Source organism: Heyndrickxia sporothermodurans, from assembly GCF_003055045.1.
In the GTDB taxonomy this organism is placed as follows: Bacteria; Bacillota; Bacilli; order Bacillales; family Bacillaceae_C; genus Heyndrickxia; species Heyndrickxia sporothermodurans.
Map to the genome: position 1 here is coordinate 1 of NZ_NAZB01000045.1, position 15995 is coordinate 15995.

At 35.4% G+C, this 15995-nt stretch carries 22 protein-coding genes; 16 read left to right on the forward strand and 6 right to left on the reverse strand.

The window, feature by feature from the left end; genetic code table 11:
* Positions 1 to 634: 634 nt before the first annotated feature.
* On the reverse strand, positions 635 to 964 hold the full coding sequence (locus B5V89_RS15685; RefSeq protein ID WP_066231120.1) for a winged helix-turn-helix transcriptional regulator: 330 nt from the start codon (positions 962 to 964) through the stop codon (positions 635 to 637).
* A 199-nt stretch (positions 965 to 1163) separates the two neighbouring features.
* On the opposite strand from B5V89_RS15685, the gene B5V89_RS15690 reads away from it, so the two are divergent.
* Positions 1164 to 1433 carry a hypothetical protein gene (locus tag B5V89_RS15690; protein ID WP_108072873.1) on the forward strand — a complete coding sequence of 90 codons (270 nt, stop codon included), beginning with the start codon at positions 1164 to 1166 and terminating at the stop codon, positions 1431 to 1433.
* 253 nt (positions 1434 to 1686) lie between these two features.
* A complete protein-coding gene (locus tag B5V89_RS15695) occupies positions 1687 to 2127 on the forward strand; it encodes a DinB family protein (RefSeq protein ID WP_213083811.1) in 441 nt (146 codons plus the stop codon).
* Positions 2128 to 2151: 24 nt separating this feature from the next.
* Here B5V89_RS15695 and B5V89_RS15700 read toward each other — a convergent pair whose 3' ends face one another.
* Together B5V89_RS15700 and B5V89_RS15705 are read right to left on the reverse strand one after the other, a co-directional pair.
* Positions 2152 to 2832, reverse strand: coding sequence for an LrgB family protein (locus B5V89_RS15700; protein WP_066231128.1), 681 nt, complete (start codon positions 2830 to 2832; stop codon positions 2152 to 2154).
* Positions 2798 to 3202 (reverse strand): CidA/LrgA family protein, encoded by a 405-nt coding sequence (locus tag B5V89_RS15705; RefSeq protein ID WP_108072877.1) that lies wholly within the window; start codon positions 3200 to 3202, stop codon positions 2798 to 2800. The genes B5V89_RS15700 and B5V89_RS15705 overlap by 35 nt, the downstream gene beginning before the upstream one ends.
* A 120-nt stretch (positions 3203 to 3322) precedes the next feature.
* On the opposite strand from B5V89_RS15705, the gene cidR reads away from it, so the two are divergent.
* The 4 genes from cidR to B5V89_RS15725 all read left to right on the forward strand — a co-directional run bounded on the left by cidR (position 3323) and on the right by B5V89_RS15725 (position 6230).
* Positions 3323 to 4219 carry a cidABC operon transcriptional activator CidR gene (cidR, locus tag B5V89_RS15710; protein WP_066227980.1) on the forward strand — a complete coding sequence of 299 codons (897 nt, stop codon included), beginning with the start codon at positions 3323 to 3325 and terminating at the stop codon, positions 4217 to 4219.
* A gap of 89 nt (positions 4220 to 4308) precedes the next feature.
* The gene (locus B5V89_RS15715; RefSeq protein WP_084347438.1) at positions 4309 to 4683 is read left to right on the forward strand and encodes a YkvA family protein; all 375 of its coding nucleotides are present in this window, start codon (positions 4309 to 4311) and stop codon (positions 4681 to 4683) included.
* Positions 4684 to 4843: 160 nt separating this feature from the next.
* Positions 4844 to 5434, forward strand: coding sequence for an undecaprenyl phosphate transporter UptA (uptA, locus tag B5V89_RS15720; RefSeq protein WP_108072879.1), 591 nt, complete (start codon positions 4844 to 4846; stop codon positions 5432 to 5434).
* A gap of 307 nt (positions 5435 to 5741) precedes the next feature.
* Positions 5742 to 6230 carry a DinB family protein gene (locus B5V89_RS15725; protein WP_107921149.1) on the forward strand — a complete coding sequence of 163 codons (489 nt, stop codon included), beginning with the start codon at positions 5742 to 5744 and terminating at the stop codon, positions 6228 to 6230.
* A gap of 47 nt (positions 6231 to 6277) precedes the next feature.
* Here the strand turns inward: B5V89_RS15725 and B5V89_RS15730 are convergent, their stop codons facing one another.
* Positions 6278 to 6478 carry a hypothetical protein gene (locus B5V89_RS15730; RefSeq protein ID WP_107921150.1) on the reverse strand — a complete coding sequence of 67 codons (201 nt, stop codon included), beginning with the start codon at positions 6476 to 6478 and terminating at the stop codon, positions 6278 to 6280.
* A gap of 369 nt (positions 6479 to 6847) precedes the next feature.
* On the opposite strand from B5V89_RS15730, the gene B5V89_RS15735 reads away from it, so the two are divergent.
* From B5V89_RS15735 to B5V89_RS15755, 5 genes are all read left to right on the forward strand, one after another.
* On the forward strand, positions 6848 to 8026 hold the full coding sequence (locus B5V89_RS15735; RefSeq protein ID WP_108072882.1) for a NupC/NupG family nucleoside CNT transporter: 1179 nt from the start codon (positions 6848 to 6850) through the stop codon (positions 8024 to 8026).
* A 138-nt stretch (positions 8027 to 8164) separates the two neighbouring features.
* Positions 8165 to 8866 carry a response regulator transcription factor gene (locus tag B5V89_RS15740; RefSeq protein WP_425319840.1) on the forward strand — a complete coding sequence of 234 codons (702 nt, stop codon included), beginning with the start codon at positions 8165 to 8167 and terminating at the stop codon, positions 8864 to 8866.
* Positions 8856 to 9971, forward strand: a complete 1116-nt coding sequence (locus tag B5V89_RS15745; protein WP_244913517.1) for a sensor histidine kinase — start codon at positions 8856 to 8858, stop codon at positions 9969 to 9971. The genes B5V89_RS15740 and B5V89_RS15745 overlap by 11 nt, the downstream gene beginning before the upstream one ends.
* Positions 9972 to 10073: 102 nt before the next feature.
* Entirely contained in the window at positions 10074 to 10964 is an 891-nt protein-coding gene (locus B5V89_RS15750) for a D-alanyl-D-alanine carboxypeptidase family protein (protein ID WP_108072886.1), read from the forward strand.
* 58 nt (positions 10965 to 11022) lie between these two features.
* Positions 11023 to 11688, forward strand: coding sequence for a Dph6-related ATP pyrophosphatase (locus tag B5V89_RS15755; RefSeq protein WP_108072887.1), 666 nt, complete (start codon positions 11023 to 11025; stop codon positions 11686 to 11688).
* A gap of 287 nt (positions 11689 to 11975) precedes the next feature.
* Here B5V89_RS15755 and B5V89_RS15760 read toward each other — a convergent pair whose 3' ends face one another.
* Positions 11976 to 12449 (reverse strand): hypothetical protein, encoded by a 474-nt coding sequence (locus tag B5V89_RS15760; RefSeq protein WP_108072889.1) that lies wholly within the window; start codon positions 12447 to 12449, stop codon positions 11976 to 11978.
* Positions 12450 to 12544: 95 nt separating this feature from the next.
* Between B5V89_RS15760 and B5V89_RS15765 the strand changes: the two genes are divergently transcribed.
* The 5 genes from B5V89_RS15765 (at position 12545) to B5V89_RS15785 (ending at position 15317) form a co-directional block, all read left to right on the forward strand.
* Complete coding sequence (locus B5V89_RS15765) at positions 12545 to 12883, forward strand: L,D-transpeptidase (protein ID WP_108072890.1); 339 nt, start codon at positions 12545 to 12547, stop codon at positions 12881 to 12883.
* A gap of 225 nt (positions 12884 to 13108) precedes the next feature.
* A complete protein-coding gene (locus B5V89_RS15770; RefSeq protein ID WP_108072892.1) occupies positions 13109 to 13339 on the forward strand; it encodes a hypothetical protein in 231 nt (76 codons plus the stop codon).
* Positions 13340 to 13394: 55 nt separating this feature from the next.
* Entirely contained in the window at positions 13395 to 13628 is a 234-nt protein-coding gene (locus tag B5V89_RS15775; RefSeq protein WP_108072894.1) for a hypothetical protein, read from the forward strand.
* Positions 13629 to 13658: 30 nt separating this feature from the next.
* Positions 13659 to 13895 carry a spore germination protein gene (locus B5V89_RS15780; protein ID WP_108072896.1) on the forward strand — a complete coding sequence of 79 codons (237 nt, stop codon included), beginning with the start codon at positions 13659 to 13661 and terminating at the stop codon, positions 13893 to 13895.
* A gap of 441 nt (positions 13896 to 14336) precedes the next feature.
* Positions 14337 to 15317 (forward strand): LCP family protein, encoded by a 981-nt coding sequence (locus B5V89_RS15785; RefSeq protein ID WP_108072898.1) that lies wholly within the window; start codon positions 14337 to 14339, stop codon positions 15315 to 15317.
* Between the two features lie 48 nt (positions 15318 to 15365).
* Here B5V89_RS15785 and B5V89_RS15790 read toward each other — a convergent pair whose 3' ends face one another.
* Positions 15366 to 15974, reverse strand: a complete 609-nt coding sequence (locus B5V89_RS15790; protein ID WP_108072900.1) for a LysE/ArgO family amino acid transporter — start codon at positions 15972 to 15974, stop codon at positions 15366 to 15368.
* Between the last annotated feature and the right edge of the window lie 21 nt (positions 15975 to 15995).

The following is a 15995-nucleotide window of genomic DNA, read 5'->3' on the forward strand; positions in this document are numbered from 1 at the left end:
AAATTTTATACATTCTCTTACATTATGAAAAAAACTCCGAATGAAGCCCAGGATCCAATTTTTAAATCCATCTTGGTCATCAAAGCGGGCGAATGGAGTCCAAGATCCAAAACTTAAATCCATCTTGGTCGCTAAAGCGAGCGAATGAAGCCCAAGATCCAAAACTTAGATCCATCTTGGTCATCAAAGCGGGCGAATGGAGCCCAAGATCCAAATCCAAAGTCCATCTTGGTCATCAAAACGAGCGAATGAAACCCAAGATCCAATACAAAAATCCAACTTGGTTGTTCCCAAAATCGAAACACTAGAACCAAGCCCAACCCAAACCGATTAAAATGAGAAGGAACCGATCAAAAAAGAGGATGAACCGATCAAAAATAAACCGAACCAATCTAATAAAAAAGTGGACCGTTCAAAAAAGTAAAGGTAGTATTTTTGAAACAAAAAAATCAAAATATAGCAAGTTTCTACATGCAAGCAATTTAATCAAACGTTTGATTAAACATATAAAAAATCCAGCCAAATCAAGCGAAAATTTGAATAAGTAATTGCATATTTTGTCGATGTCAGTGCTCTTTTAATAATATTTCGACATAAAAAAACCTTAGCTCAAAATAAAAGCTAAGGTAATTTCTTATTCGTTACAGCTGTTCATCGAAACCCATTTATCCGCCCAATGCTGGACTTCGTCAAGAACTGGAGTAATCGCATGACCTTTTTCACTTAATCGATACTCGATTCGAACGGGTGTTTCCGGATACACATCCCGAATAACGATATTCTCGTTTTCCAATTCCTTTAATCGATCGGAAAGCATTTTTTGACTTATATGTGGAATTTGCTCGGCAATTTCATTAAATCGCATTGGGTGACTTTCCAAAACACGGATAATTACACCAATCCATCGTTTTCCTAATAATTGAAATGCCTTCTCAAATTTTGGACATAGTCGTGAATTTTCCATATTGCTACACCTCCTATATGGAATGAAGCATAACTTTCTTCCTAGTTGTTATCTATTATACACCTTTTGTTAACTTACTAATAGTTAGTTAGTTTATTTTATAAAAAATAATTTTCACACAAACAATTTGTGAAATATTTGTAATATATGCATGATTTCAATAAAAGGGGGTATTAAATAAAACAAGGAGATGATTAAAATGGCGAAATTAAATCGGGTTGTACTAGCAGGTATAGGAATTGCTGGTGTGTCGTTTCTTTCATCTAAGAACAATCGTGAGAAGGCACGGGTTATGTTGAATAATGTTAAAACGAAGGCGGATTCCTGGATGAAAAAGAAAAAGCACAATAAATCACCGATGACGAAGATAGGCCACTCCGATCCCCACGATATAGCTGATAATAAAATGGTCAGTGAAGGTGCTATGTATAGTGTTGATTATTACAATATGGTAGAACAAGAAGAATAGATTGGAGAGGGTTCGGTAATTATTTACTGAACCCTTTTTTCATTAACTGGCTGGCCTAGTAATCTGCAGATTAATAGTGTCGATATTTTATGCCTTTCAGCATTAGGTCGCACGGACATCGTGTTGTTTATTATCCATTAAGGATTGACCCGTTCATATGAATTAGTCAATTTTAATATAAATAAAAGAGGAATTTACCATGCCGTTAACGAAAAGAAATACATACAAAATAACAAACAGGGATGGGATGGAAATGAATACGATAGTCAATCAATTAACAGGCTGGATCGATTATTTGAAAAATATTAAAGCGGAACAACATGAGGAATTTTTTAAAACGATTGCTGAAGGGAAATGGTCCAAAGCAGCAATTATTGCCCATATCTTCTACTGGGATCGTTTCTTTTATGAAAAAAGGCTGCCTGCAATGTTAGAGGGTGGAACGTTGCCTAGTATTGACGCAAGCTATGTTGAAGAAATGAATAATAAAGCCGATAAATATGCTCATTCAGGAATACAGCTGTCCGATCTGATCAATAAAGCCATTAAACAAAGAGAGATACTTGTAGATTCATTAAAGGACCAGGATTTGTCGCAGACGTTTATCATAAATGATAATAAATATACACTTGAGTCTTATGTAAAAGGTGAAGTAGAACACGATCAACATCACTTAAAGCAATTAAAAGGATAAAAAGGAGGAGCATGTAAGGCTCCTCTAGTGTAATAAATGCTGATAGATCCATGGGGAAAGACAAAATGACATAATCGCAGCTAATACCATGCAAACACTGGAGACAGCTCCAGTTGCATGACTTAATTCTAATGCCTTTGATGTCCCTGCACCGTGTGAACTCGTACCTAGCAATACCCCTCTTGCTATTTCACTTTTGATTCGAAAGAGGCGGATCATCCATGGTCCGAGAATCATTCCAATAATCCCGGTGATAATTACAAATACAGCAGTAATGGTCGGAACACCGCCAATTTTTGTCGAAACTCCCATCGCAATCGGTGTTGTAATCGAATAAGGAATAATGCTCGTAGACAGTGTTTTATTTAAATGGATTACACCCGAAATCGTAAACGACGCAAGAATAGACATAATCGAACCGAAAAACACACTAAAAAGAATTTCACTCATATATTTTTTTAAAATCGGGTAAAAACGATAGAGTGGAATCGCTAATGCCACGGTTGCTGGTTGTAATAATTTCGTTAACCAAATGGCTCCGTGATTATATGAATCATACGTTATATGGAAGAATACAAGCAATAATATAATCAAAAATGGAGCTACTAAAAGCGGTGAAAAGTATATTTTTTTAGTTTTACTGTATCCCCATTTTGCTAGCCAATAAATACTAATGGTGAGAAGTATATACATAAGTGTCAACATGCTGTGTCTTTTTCTCCTTTCGGCGTGCCATTTTCTCTGCTAAAAAACCAGAACATGCCATGACAATTGTGGAACTAATGATAATAACAGCAAAAATTTTAAAGCCATTTTCCAGTAATAATTGTTTATATTGAAGAATGCCTACTGCCGAAGGAATAAAAAATAACAACAATTCGGCGACTAACAAATTTCCTCCAATTTCAATCCACTTCAGCCTTATTACCTTCGTTTGTAATAAAATAAATAAAATAACCAATCCTAAAATACTGCCCGGAATGTTAAGATGCAGAAATTCGGAAAGTTTCCCCATAATATACGTAAAAACGGTTAACATCACGATTTGGATGAATCCAATTAATAATTTTTTCAATTTCTTCCCCTCATTTATGAAAAAAATCTCTATATAAAGTGTACAGCACATTTTTATATAGGTAAAATGAATATAGAGAATGATAGCTATTCTAAAAAGTTATAAGAGGGTGCGGTTGTTTTGGATATTCAACATTTAAAATACTTTGTTGCAGTTGCTAAGGAAGGGAATTTCACAAAAGCTGCACAAAAGCTCTATGTTTCACAGCCAACCATTAGTAAAATGGTGAAGAGTATTGAAGATGAGCTTGGTGTTGTTTTATTTGATCGTACAGGTAAACAGGCCAAACTAACTGATGCAGGGGAAATTATTCTCGTTCAAGCGCGGAATATTATTCAATCATTCGATAATCTTTCTTCGGAATTAGATGATTTAATTCAGTTAAAAAAGGGAAATATCCATATAGGATTACCGCCAATGGTTGGCTCACGATTTTTCCCAAAGGTTATTCAGGCATTTCATAAAAAGTATCCGAATATTACTGTTCAGCTTGTTGAAGATGGGGCAAAAAAAGTGGAAAGAGATGTTGGAAATGGTACGCTTGATTTAGGGGTCGTCGTTTTGCCAGTGAGCGAGGAGCTCTTTCATACTTTTTCATTTGTGAATGAAAATCTAATGCTGCTTACACACCCTGACCACCGATTAAGTAAAAAGGAATCTATTTCGCTTTCTGAATTGGCCCATGAGTCTTTTATATTGTTTGGAAAGGATTTTGCCTTACACGATCGAATCATTAGAGAATGTGTTCGTTCTGGTTTTCAGCCGGATATTATTTATGAAAGCTCACAGTGGGATTTTATTAGTGAAATGGTAGTAGCTAATCTTGGGGTAGCCCTCCTGCCGGAAACCATATGTAAACAGGTCAATCGGAAAGAGGTGTCGATTATTCCACTAACCGAACCAAGAATCCCTTGGAACCTAGGGATCATTTGGAGAAAAGACCGCTACTTATCTTTTGCAGCAAGGGAATGGATTCGATGCACACAATTGTTTATGGAAGGATCTGAACAAAAATAAATAAAGAAGATAGATACTTAAGCAGAAAGGAGCTATTTTAAATGAAAAAAGATATCCAGCAATATGATGAAGAAAAATTAACTAGCGAAATGCAACGTTCGAGCAGGCATTATTCTGATCATAAGTTTTGGGACAAGCTTAAAAAATATGGAAAGAAGGCAGGCGGGGTAGTCGTCTATGCTGTTCTCTTACTGTACTACACATTACAGAAACCAACTGTTCCTAAGAAAACGAAGGTGTTTATTATCGGTGCATTAGGATACTTTATTCTTCCAACAGATTTACTGCCCGATTTCCTTCCGGGGATTGGCTATGTAGACGACTTAGGTGCACTTGGCGCTGCGGTTTTGCAAGTGGCTGCACATATAGATAAAGAAGTTAAGGCTAAAGCCAAAGATAAAGTGATTCAATGGTTTGGTGAAGAAGTTAACACAACGGTCATCGATGAAAAAATAGGACATTAAAAACGATGGATTCATCGTTTTTTTGGTTCTCTTTTCCCCTTCATATCTTTGACAAAATTAGTAATCATCAATTAAATGAAACTAAATCTATCAAATATACGTTATACTAGTAGTATCTTTTAATTAATATTGGATGGTTAAACTACTTTTGGAGGACATGATGGGCGATTTTATTCAATCAATCTTAACCTTTTTGACGGATCTCGGTTATTTCGGTGTGGCATTAGGACTAATGATCGAAATTATTCCGAGTGAAATTGTGTTAGCATATGCGGGCTATCTTGTATCCCAAGGACATATTAATTTTGTCGGTGCGGTCATCGCTGGTGTCATTGGTGGAACGATTGCGCAAATTTTTGTTTACTGGATTGGTGCGTATGGAGGAAGACCTTTCTTGAAAAAATACGGGAAATATATTTTTATCCATGAGAAGCATATTGATATTGCGGAAAAATGGTTTGAAAAGTATGGGTCCGGTGTGATATTTACAGCTCGTTTTATTCCTGTCGTGCGTCATGCAATATCAATTCCTGCTGGGATTACGAAAATGTCGTTAAAGAAATTCACATTGTATACAACATTGGCCGTTATCCCCTGGTCGATCTTGTTTGTTGCTTTAGGGGATCAGTTATCATCAAACTGGAAACATGTTGATGAATTTGCGAAACCATATATACAGCCTGCGATGATCATTGCAATTGGATTGATTGTTTTATATTTTATTTATAAAATGTTTAAAAAAAATAAATAAAGAAAGAATAGAATGTCTGAATCAATTAAGATTGAGGCATTTTTTAACCTATACTTTGTTAAAGTTCAGTCTTGATATTGACGCTATGTTGATTGAAGCGAAAGGTGCGAGACTCCTGCGGGATTAGCTGGACAGATGAGACCCCGCAAGAGAGAAGCGATGAGGAGGCTCATCGCCAGCCCCGCGGAAAGCGAGTACCTGCAGCGGAAATCAACAATCCAGTATAATATCCTTAACCTAAATGAAGGGAAATTCAAAAAAGGGAAAGAAATATTTACATAACACATTAAAAAAGGAGAGTAGGAATATGAGTACATCAAAATTACGTGAGCTGTTGTTATCAGAACTATACATCGCTGTTCGAACAACAAAGGAATTGCTGAAGAAAGTGTCTGAGGAGGATTTTTCCTATCAGCCAAATGAAAAAATGCGCACCTTGTTGGAGCAGGCGAACCATTTAGTGCAAATTCCTTTCGTTGATATTGCGATTGGACAAGAAAAGACAGAAGCTGAAATTAGACAACTTGAAAAAGATTTATACTCGACTGATGTTATCAAACTAGGTGAAGTAATGGAAAAAGGCTTCCATGAGTTAAAAGCGTATTATGAATCACTTTCTGAAGAGGACTTCTTAGAAAAGGTAACAAAACCATTTTATTTTTCTCCTGATATGGAAGGTCATACGCAAGCGAAATGGTTGATTGAAACAACTACACATGCATTTCACCATCGCGGGCAATTTTTTAATTATTTAAAAGAGCTGGGGAAAGAAGTGAATATGTTTGATTTATATTAACAAACAAAAAAATCCGTTGCGAATTAGGCAGCGGTTTTTTAGATTTTTCAATAGGATTGAATGCGAGAATTCATTCGCCAATTTCTACTACATAACACTTCAATCATATGATTTATTTTATCCCTATCATTTAACGCTTTTTTTATAATTTGAACTTCGTTTTTCGTAACAGACAGCCCGAAATATTTTGCTAGTGTTTTTTCTACATTGGCACCTCTTGCAATTTCATTAGCGATTTCAGTTTCCATCCAAATACACCTCCATGAAATTCTTTAATTAAAGTTTAAATCCAAAATATTAAATTCGAATGAACATAGATTTAAGATTCGGTAAAGATTTGACATGTTTTAGGTGATGTTAACACATACTAAGTGTTGTGAATATGGGTTGGTAAAATATATTAGAATAGAAATTAAAATAACAATAATCTGAATGTAATCCTTTTCGTTGTGAGAGTATAAATTTTATGTTTTAATTTTATAGACCTTATTTTTATTAAGTAGAATATCGTTTGTTTTATACACTTTTAATACATAACTTTTAATAATCGATATTATATTGGGAAAATAAACATAAGTACTGCAACATAGAAAAAATTTCGTGATGGAGGAAATATAATGAAATATATTATTTCGATTATCGGTTTACTTATTGTAATAGGACTAGCTTTGCTAGTAAGTAATAACCGTAAAAAGGTTAATTATAAACCGATTATTTTAATGATTGTTATTCAGATTGTACTAGCTGCATTATTGTTGAATACAAAGTTTGGATTGGTATTAATTAAAGCTATTGCAGAAATTTTTACAAAACTGCTTGAATATGCTGGTGAAGGAATCTCCTTTGTATTTGGAGGAATTGCTAATAAAGGGGAAGCCCCTTTCTTTTTAAATGTTCTTCTTCCAATTGTATTTATTTCAGTATTGATTGGAATATTTCAATATTTACGGATTCTTCCATTGATCATGAAAGGGATCGGATTGTTGCTTAGTAAAATTAATGGGATGGGGAAACTGGAATCTTATAACGCAGTTGCCTCTGCTATGGTCGGGCAATCAGAAGTATTTATAACGGTGAAAAAACAATTGAATCATCTTCCTCCACATCGTTTATATACGTTATGTGCTTCGGCCATGTCGACTGTTTCAATGTCTATTGTTGGCGCATATATGACGATGATTGAACCAAAATATGTAGTTACAGCACTCGTCATCAATTTATTTGGCGGATTTATCATCTCTTCGATTATTAATCCATATAAGGTTGACAGCAAAGAAGATATTTTAGAAATTCAAGAGGAAAAGCAAAGCTTCTTTGAAATGTTAGGAGAATATATTCTTGATGGCTTTAAAGTAGCAATCATAGTTGGGGCAATGTTAATTGGTTTTGTTGCATTAATAGCGGCTATAAATAATGTTTTTGATTTGATATTCGGTATTTCATTCCAGCAAATTCTGGGCTATATTTTCTCCCCTGTTGCCTTTATCATGGGAATTCCATGGGCAGATGCAGTAAAAGCGGGCGGAATTATGGCTACAAAGCTTGTGACCAATGAATTTGTAGCGATGATTGACCTAACCAAAATTCAATCAAGCTTTAGCTCACGAACAATTGGAATCATCTCTGTGTTTCTCGTTTCATTTGCTAACTTCTCATCCATCGGTATTATAGCAGGTGCAGTGAAGGGATTAAGTGAAAAACAAGGAAACACTGTTGCACGCTTCGGATTAAAATTATTATATGGTGCTACACTTGTTAGCATACTGTCAGCTATTATTGTTAGCTTTGTTTTATAGCAGAAAAAGGATCTATTTGTTTTTATGAGAACAAATAGGTCCTTTTTATTTTCATTATGAAAAGTTTTTTAACAGTAGCGTTTCGAAGTATAAATTGGTAGACTTTTCAATATACACTATATCTATCAATAGTTATGAATGGAGATTAATATGAAAAACATATTAGTTGTTGATGACGAGAGAGAAATTGTAAATTTAATCACGATTTATTTGAAGAATGAAGGGTTTCATGTGTTAAAAGCCCACAACGGGGTGGAAGCTTTAGCGATTATGAACCATGAGCAGGTAGAATTGATGATTATAGATATTATGATGCCTGAGATGGACGGGATGGAATTATGTCGCAGGATTAGGGAAAAGAATCAGGTTCCTATTATTATGTTGAGTGCAAAAGGGGAAGATATGGATAAAGTCCTTGGTCTTATGACGGGGGCGGATGATTATATGATTAAGCCATTCAATCCATTGGAGTTGATAGCTCGCGTAAAGTCATTATTAAGAAGATCCTACCAATATAAAATTGACACGCAGTCGAATGAAAGTGAAATTATCAGCATTCATTCACTTGAGATCAATCGCAGCTCACATCAAGTATTAAATGGTGGTATCCCGATTTCGCTAACGGCTAAAGAGTTTGATATTTTATATTTACTTGCTAGTCATCGAGGAAGGGTTTTTAGCACAGAAGAGATTTTTGAACGTGTATGGGATGAGAAATACTTTGCCTCTAATAATACGGTAATGGTTCATATTAGTCATCTAAGAGATAAACTAGAGAAGGAATTAGGTTATAAATTGATCAAAACCGTATGGGGGGTCGGTTACAAGATTGAAGAATAGGTTGATTAATCAAATACAAGGAAAGATTATGCTTCTTATTCTAAGCAGCTTAGTTTTATCTACAATTGTTTTCGCAATCCTTTTCGTCATATTATATATTTTAAAAAATATGTCGGTTATTCCTTATCGTGTATTATACAGTTTTTATCGATTCGATCAAAAATACGGTTATGCATATTTGGGAATGTTCATCTACTTTCTTTTATTTATCTTATTTGTACTCATCCTTAGTAGAGGATGGGGCAGGGACTTTAATAAGGTGTTGGAGGGGACGAAAAAAATATCCGAAGGAGAACTTGATTTTCAAGTTCCCGTTTATTCAAATAATGAATTAGGGGAAATGGCAGGTAATATTAATCGGATTTCCGAACAATTGCACCATTCAATACAAGAGGAGCGGCGGGCAGTACAAGGGAAGAACGAATTAATTACGAATGTCTCACATGATCTCAGGACCCCTCTAACATCAATTATGGGGTACTTGCGTTTAATTGAAGAGGATCGCTATAAAGATGAGGTCGAGCTTCGTTATTACGTGAATATCGCGTATGAAAAGGCCATGAACTTGGAACGAATGGTTAGTGATTTATTTGAATACACACGTGTAAACTTTGGCACTCAACGTTTGGAAAAAATCGAAATTGACTTGATTCAGCTATTATCTCAAATTACCGCTCAGTTTATCCCGATTCTTGAAGAGGCTGATATGGAAATTAATTTTATTGCTGTAGATGAGAATATTATGATTAAAGCGGATGCGGATAAATTAGTAAGAGTATTCGAAAATTTAATATCAAATGGGATGAAGTATGGAAAAGAAGGGAAGAGGATATTATTAAGGGCCAAAAAGTTAGAAGGCAAAGCTATTGTCGAAGTGACTAATTATGGTGAACCGATTACCTCTGCTGACCTTCCATATATTTTTGACAGGTTTTATCGGGTCGAGAAATCACGTTCGTTAGATACGGGAGGTTCGGGACTTGGACTGGCTATTACGAAGAGTATAGTCGAACAGCATGATGGTCACATAGAAGTAACGAGTAATAAACAAGAAACGAAATTCACTATTACACTCCCTTTAAATCAAATCGCCTATATTGAATAGGTGATTTTTTTTCCTTAAGAAAGACTTAAGAAATATTTACAAACCACTTAAGCTTCACGTTTTATAGTAAAGAAAACGATTTTTTATTAAGAGGTGTTAGTGGTGAAAAAGTTTCTTATTCTATGTATTATCCTTTTTATAAGCGGCATTTTATATAAATATCCTGAGTATTTGAAAAAACCATTCGGTCTACATATTCAATCTGATAGAAATTTGATTAAAGGAAAGGCAGGTGTATTGATGGATGAGAGTAGTGGGAAAATCCTTTATGCTAAAAATGCGAATGAACGTTTATATCCTGCAAGTACGACGAAAATATTAACCGCACTAATTGCTTTAGAGAAGACGAATGTAAATGATCCAATACAGATAGGAAATGAAATATTATTAAGGGAGCGTGAGGAAAGTTCTGCCGGTCTGAAACCTGGTCAGGTGCTGCCGCTCGGAGTGTTATTACGAGCGATGTTACTCCCTTCCGGAAATGATGCAGCAAGGGCAGTTGCTGTCTATATCGCCAAAAAGGATAGTAACCAGCCAAATATGTCTTCAGAGGCTGCATTAGACTATTTTGCTAAATTAATGAATGTGAGAGCAAAGCAAATCGGAGCAACCCATTCACATTTCGTCAATCCTCATGGACTACATAATCCTAATCATTATTCGACTGCGGAAGATTTGGCAAAGATTGCAAGGGAAGCAAGAAAGTTTAAGGAATTTCGGGAGATCGTCAGTGAAGAGGTGTATAAAGACTCGTCCGAAACCTTTTATAATCGTAATGAGCTTGTAAATCGTAGCAGCAAACATTATTTTAATGGAGCAGATGGGATAAAAACAGGATTTACAGATGAAGCTGGTCACTGTTTAGTATCATCTGCTTCCAGAAATGGGAAAAAGCTGATTTCAGTCGTGTTGCATTCTTCGAAAGAAGATGTATGGAATGATTCCACCGCTATGTTGGAATATGGATTTCAGGAGAAGTATGCAAAGAAATAAGTAATTGGTTGTTTGCGTGCTACACTTTAATTAGCCTAACTAAAAGGGGAGATGGATCTTGGGAAAACGAGTTGCTCTTTCTTGGAGTGGAGGGAAAGACAGTTGTCAAGCATTGTATGAATTGGTGAAACAAGGGTATGAAATAGCTTGTCTTGTTACTACTGCTCCGAAGGAAACGGGCTTAACCTTTGCGCATGGGGAAAGAATCGAATTAATCGAAGCGCAAGCAAAATCGCTTCGGATTCCAGTCTACATTATACATTGTTCTTTCGATAGCTATACGGATGACTTCCACAGAGAAATAATAAAGCTAAAGGAAATTTACCAATTAGATGCTATTGCCTTTGGTGATTTATACTTAGATGGGCATCGGGAATGGGGCGAAAAATTAGCGAAAGGCGCGGAACTTGAAGCTCTTTACCCATTATGGATGAGACAAGAGAATGCCATTTGCGCGCTTTCTACTTTTATCGATACAGGTTACCAAGCAATAGTTATCAGAACGATGCATAATCAAGTTCCGGATAAATGGCTTGGAAAACGAATCGATAAAGAATTTTGGAAGGAAATTCAAACGTATGATGTATGTCCGATGGGTGAATCGGGTGAATACCATACATTTGTTTTTGATGGACCATTGTTTCATGAGAAAATAAACTTTCGAACCAGTTCAAAAATCGTTCAGGATCACTCTACTAAACTAGAAGTTTTTCTAAATGATTAAAAAATGTTCTTGTATTGAGGAATATTTTTGCACAATGCTAATAAATATCTCTCATAAGAAACCTGCTCTTTCTTTACTGTCTTTATAGGCTATTTATTAAAAGATTGTTACTTTTAACAGTATTAATAGCGCAGAGTGGATTGGAGCGGAAGGCACTTGACTCCTTCGGGATATAGAGGAAAGGTCGAGACCCCGCAAGCGCAAAGCGCTGAGGAGGCTCGACTTCCTCCCCGAGGAAAGCAAGTACCTGTAGCGGAAAGGAACGGTCCTTTACGAAAACAACCTTTTTATACATGAAAAATACTATCTAATACGGTTAAAGGAAGTTCATAACGACGTCCAAACTCACTTCCGGTATAAAAAAACTCAGGTGTTTCCAAATAATTTGAAAGCGTTTGTTCCTTTTTAATTTCCCATTTAAGTTGGTCAATCGTATGGTCAAAAGTATAAGAAGCTGACTGATTAGGAGTATTGTATTTAACAGAAATTGAAGCGATTTGCTCCCTATCTTTCATGATAAAAATATCATTTCCGTCATTAGTAAAGGCTTTAAATTCCAATGAATCATAGGCAACCATTACTGACTGGTGACCTGTTCTAACAACAAATCCTCTCTCTCTAAAATAATCCTCAAAAGCAGCAAGAAATTCATCGACTTTTCTTTTCATACCAGGGAATACATTGTTTTCATAAAGTTGTTTGTTCTTTTCTTTTAAGTGAGTCAATTCCACTTGTAAGTCTGTTATTTCCGCATTGCACATACCATCAAATCTCCTTTTTTGTTTCTTTCGTTTATTTTATCAAAAAAAGGCAACACAACGTTAGTGTTCATATTGTTGTATAGGAGGTGGTACGAATGACATATGAAATACATGTGTCTACATCTAAACGTCGCTTAGCACTTTTGAATAATGGGCGGGTAGTTAAAATCTATCCGATCGGTGTAGGAAAAATGTTAACTCCCACACCGAAGGGTACGTATACAATTATCAATAAACAGCCAAATCCAGGCGGACCATTTGGAGTGATGTGGATGGGGCTTTCAAAACCACATTATGGCATACATGGAACGAATAATCCTGCATCAATCGGGAAATTGGTCTCCCACGGTTGCATTAGAATGTATAACCAAGATGTTTTAGCCCTATCGAAAATTGTACCAATTGGCACAAAGGTAAGAATTAGCCAGTCATAAGTTAACATTCCAATGAATGCATTATGCCCTAAATTATAGTAATCAACAAAGATAAGATAAATATAAGGTTCTTCTTTGGAATGTGAAGAATATAAATTTTATAGAGGGTTCATCCTGAAGGGAGGATAGCTGTCAAGCTGAATCGGTTTGTTTAACTAATGCAAATTCTTGGACATCAAGTGTGTAATAGATATACAAAATGGATAGAGAAAGGGAAATGGAATTATGGTGTTTGAACCTACACAAATAAATCTTAGTGATTTGAAAATTAATAGCTCGGACCATTCGAGTGCAATTACTCTCGGTTCTGCAGTTATCGTTGGCAGGAGAGTGGTTGCAAAGAAAAGCCAAGCAATTGGTCAACTTTTATCAGATCATACCACTATCATATCCTCAAAAAGTTTCACAATTGATGATGATCTTGAAGACTTTTTTCGTACAAAAGGCTTATCATAATTACCCCTGTCCCCTCGGATTTGATGGTCTGATATAAAGCATAGGAGGTATTCATATGTTATTTGCACCAGCAGTGATTAATCTTCAGACCTTTAAAGTAAATTCATTAGATCATACAGCAGTATTAAATATCGGGCAATGCCAGCTTTTAGATATTTTTGTTGCCTATAAAAGGAATCAAGGGATTGGGGAACAAAACGGTGATGGTACCAGGTTTATCTTACCTGTTTCATCCGTATTAGACTCAGACTTTGTTGATAGTCCAGCGGTTAAAAATAGTATTGTTTAGTTTGATTTCGCAATTTAAGGAGTGACATGTATGTTTTTTTTCACACCAATGGTTGTTAATCTCCTCGGATTTAAAATTAATTCAGTCGATAACTCCTCTGTTATAAATGCTGGTCCTGTTCAATCAATTGATCAATTTACAGCCTATAAACGAAACCAAGCATTCGGTGAATTAAACGGTGATTTATCTCCGACAACGCTTCCTATTACAGCGATTGTCGATCCGGATGTAAGTGATAATCCATCTGTTAAAAATAGTGTTATTTAGGCTTTGTTAACATACAAAATTAAATAAATGACTTATCCAAAAGAGGTGGTACACGATACCACCTCTTTTAATGTTTTTCAAAATATTTTAGACAACGCCGATAACATAATTAGAGGAATAAATGGTCTTATATATAGCATGCTAATAAGAAAAGCGCAAGCGCCTGGCTCATCGACGTAAAAACTGGAGGGACTTTGACTTATCGTAGGGAAACGTACTGAAGTTTTCTAGTCGATAGGCTGCTTGCGCTAGACAAAGCAGATATTTTTTAGGGACTTAATTTCAAAAAAATTTTAGGAAATCTAGTGATTTCCTTTTTTTCGACACATTTCATCCAATTTTATCAAATTTTATTTTTATAGATGACAAATTTTCATTTTTCGAAGATAATATAACAGTTGGGAATACCACAATTTAAATTAAAGAAAATTGAGGGATTATATGAGCTCAAGATTAAATAAGAAAAAAAGAAGAAAAGTCCGTAAAGGAAGAGTTGCTCTTTTCATCATTATCATATTAATTATAGGGATTGCAGGGTTTGCCTATTCCCAATACAAACAAGGAATGGATCAAGCGGGAAAAGGAATAGATAAACAAGAGAATATAGAGTTTAATGGAAAAAAGGATAAATACGGAAGAACCAACTTTCTATTATTAGGTATTGATAAACGGAAAAATGAAACAAAATCACATACTGACACGATTATGGTTGCCCAATATGATCCTAAAAGTGATGATGTGAAAATTATTTCATTAATGCGAGACATGTTTGTAGATGTTCCTGGCTATAAAAAGTGGAAAATCAATACAGCATTTTTCTTAGAAGGTCCTGAACTACTTCGCAAAACGATTCAGCAAAATTTTGGCCTTGATGTGCAATATTATGTCATGGTCGATTTTAAAGGATTTGAAAAAGTAGTTGATACCCTTGCACCAAACGGTATCGAAATCGATGTTGAGAAAAGAATGTCCAAGAATATTGGCGTGACATTAGAACCAGGGGTTCAAAAGTTAAATGGAAAAGAGCTACTTGGCTATGCACGATTTAGACATGACGCTGAAGGTGATTTTGGCCGTGTTGCACGACAACAAAAAGTGATTAACGCGTTAAAGAATGAAGTAATTAGTGTGAACGGAATTACTAAAGCTCCTAAGCTTTTTGGAACAGTTCAACCGTATATTCAAACCAATATGGGAACAAAGGATAGTATAGCGTTAGTTACGAAAGTATTATTAAATAAACCGAAGAATATTAAAACTTTAACTGTTCCAGTTAAAAATTCATATACAAATGGCTATTCTGACTATGCAGGTTCAGTATTAGAAATCGATCTAGAAAAGAATAGACAAGCCATTGATGACTTTTTAAATGGTACGTCAAATGAAGAAACCAATACAACAGATCAACAATCTAATCCTTAAGTTTGAAAGAGACCAAAGACCAGATCATGCTGATCTGGTCTTTTTGTCCTATAGAAGCTGATATCCCATATAAATGGCAACTCCCCAAATGATAATGGCAGATATCTTATTGATGATGGTTAAAAATTTTCCGGTTGTATCTATTTTTCTTAATAAGCGACCTGTAATTGCGAGCCCGGTAAACCAAGTACATGAAACGAGTATACATGCTACCGTAAACCCCCATTTTTCATTGCCGTTATAGCTCAGCGAATTTGTTCCGATGACCCCGATGGTATCCAAGATGGCATGAGGATTAAGCAACGAAACAGATGCTGCATAGGTAATTTGTTGTTTTAGTGTAAGATGAAGCTTTTGATCACGATTTGTATCTCCTTCGCTTTTCCAGATAATCCATCCCATGTAAAGTAAAAATAGAAATCCGATAATAAAGATAATCATTTTTAACCATGCAAAGGTGAGAACAATCACTGATACCCCTAAAACAGCTAACGTAATCAAAATTAAATCGCAAATGGAGGCGGTAATTACCACAGGCAGGGCGCGGAGGAATGTAGGCTGACTGGCACCTTGATTAAAAACAAATACATTTTGAACTCCTAAAGGCAGGATTAGGCCAAATGCTAATAAAATTCCGTGTAAAATTGCTTCTAACAAAATCTCTCCCCAGTTTACATA

Bases quoted from the DNA above. Each gene is read 5' to 3' on its own strand.
- B5V89_RS15760 (WP_108072889.1), bottom strand. From the start codon at position 12,449: ATGTGCAATGCGGAAATAACAGACTTACAAGTGGAATTGACTCACTTA.
- B5V89_RS15730 (WP_107921150.1), bottom strand. From the start codon at position 6,478: ATGGAAACTGAAATCGCTAATGAAATTGCAAGAGGTGCCAATGTAGAA.
- B5V89_RS15715 (WP_084347438.1), top strand. From the start codon at position 4,309: ATGCAACGTTCGAGCAGGCATTATTCTGATCATAAGTTTTGGGACAAG.
- B5V89_RS15735 (WP_108072882.1), top strand. From the start codon at position 6,848: ATGAAATATATTATTTCGATTATCGGTTTACTTATTGTAATAGGACTA.
- B5V89_RS15685 (WP_066231120.1), bottom strand. From the start codon at position 964: ATGGAAAATTCACGACTATGTCCAAAATTTGAGAAGGCATTTCAATTA.
- B5V89_RS15690 (WP_108072873.1), top strand. From the start codon at position 1,164: ATGGCGAAATTAAATCGGGTTGTACTAGCAGGTATAGGAATTGCTGGT.
- B5V89_RS15785 (WP_108072898.1), top strand. From the start codon at position 14,337: ATGAGCTCAAGATTAAATAAGAAAAAAAGAAGAAAAGTCCGTAAAGGA.
- B5V89_RS15695 (WP_213083811.1), top strand. From the start codon at position 1,687: ATGAATACGATAGTCAATCAATTAACAGGCTGGATCGATTATTTGAAA.
- B5V89_RS15725 (WP_107921149.1), top strand. From the start codon at position 5,742: ATGAGTACATCAAAATTACGTGAGCTGTTGTTATCAGAACTATACATC.
- uptA (WP_108072879.1), top strand. From the start codon at position 4,844: ATGGGCGATTTTATTCAATCAATCTTAACCTTTTTGACGGATCTCGGT.
- B5V89_RS15775 (WP_108072894.1), top strand. From the start codon at position 13,395: ATGTTATTTGCACCAGCAGTGATTAATCTTCAGACCTTTAAAGTAAAT.
- B5V89_RS15765 (WP_108072890.1), top strand. From the start codon at position 12,545: ATGACATATGAAATACATGTGTCTACATCTAAACGTCGCTTAGCACTT.
- B5V89_RS15700 (WP_066231128.1), bottom strand. From the start codon at position 2,832: ATGTTGACACTTATGTATATACTTCTCACCATTAGTATTTATTGGCTA.
- B5V89_RS15770 (WP_108072892.1), top strand. From the start codon at position 13,109: ATGGTGTTTGAACCTACACAAATAAATCTTAGTGATTTGAAAATTAAT.
- B5V89_RS15780 (WP_108072896.1), top strand. From the start codon at position 13,659: ATGTTTTTTTTCACACCAATGGTTGTTAATCTCCTCGGATTTAAAATT.
- B5V89_RS15740 (WP_425319840.1), top strand. From the start codon at position 8,165: ATGGAGATTAATATGAAAAACATATTAGTTGTTGATGACGAGAGAGAA.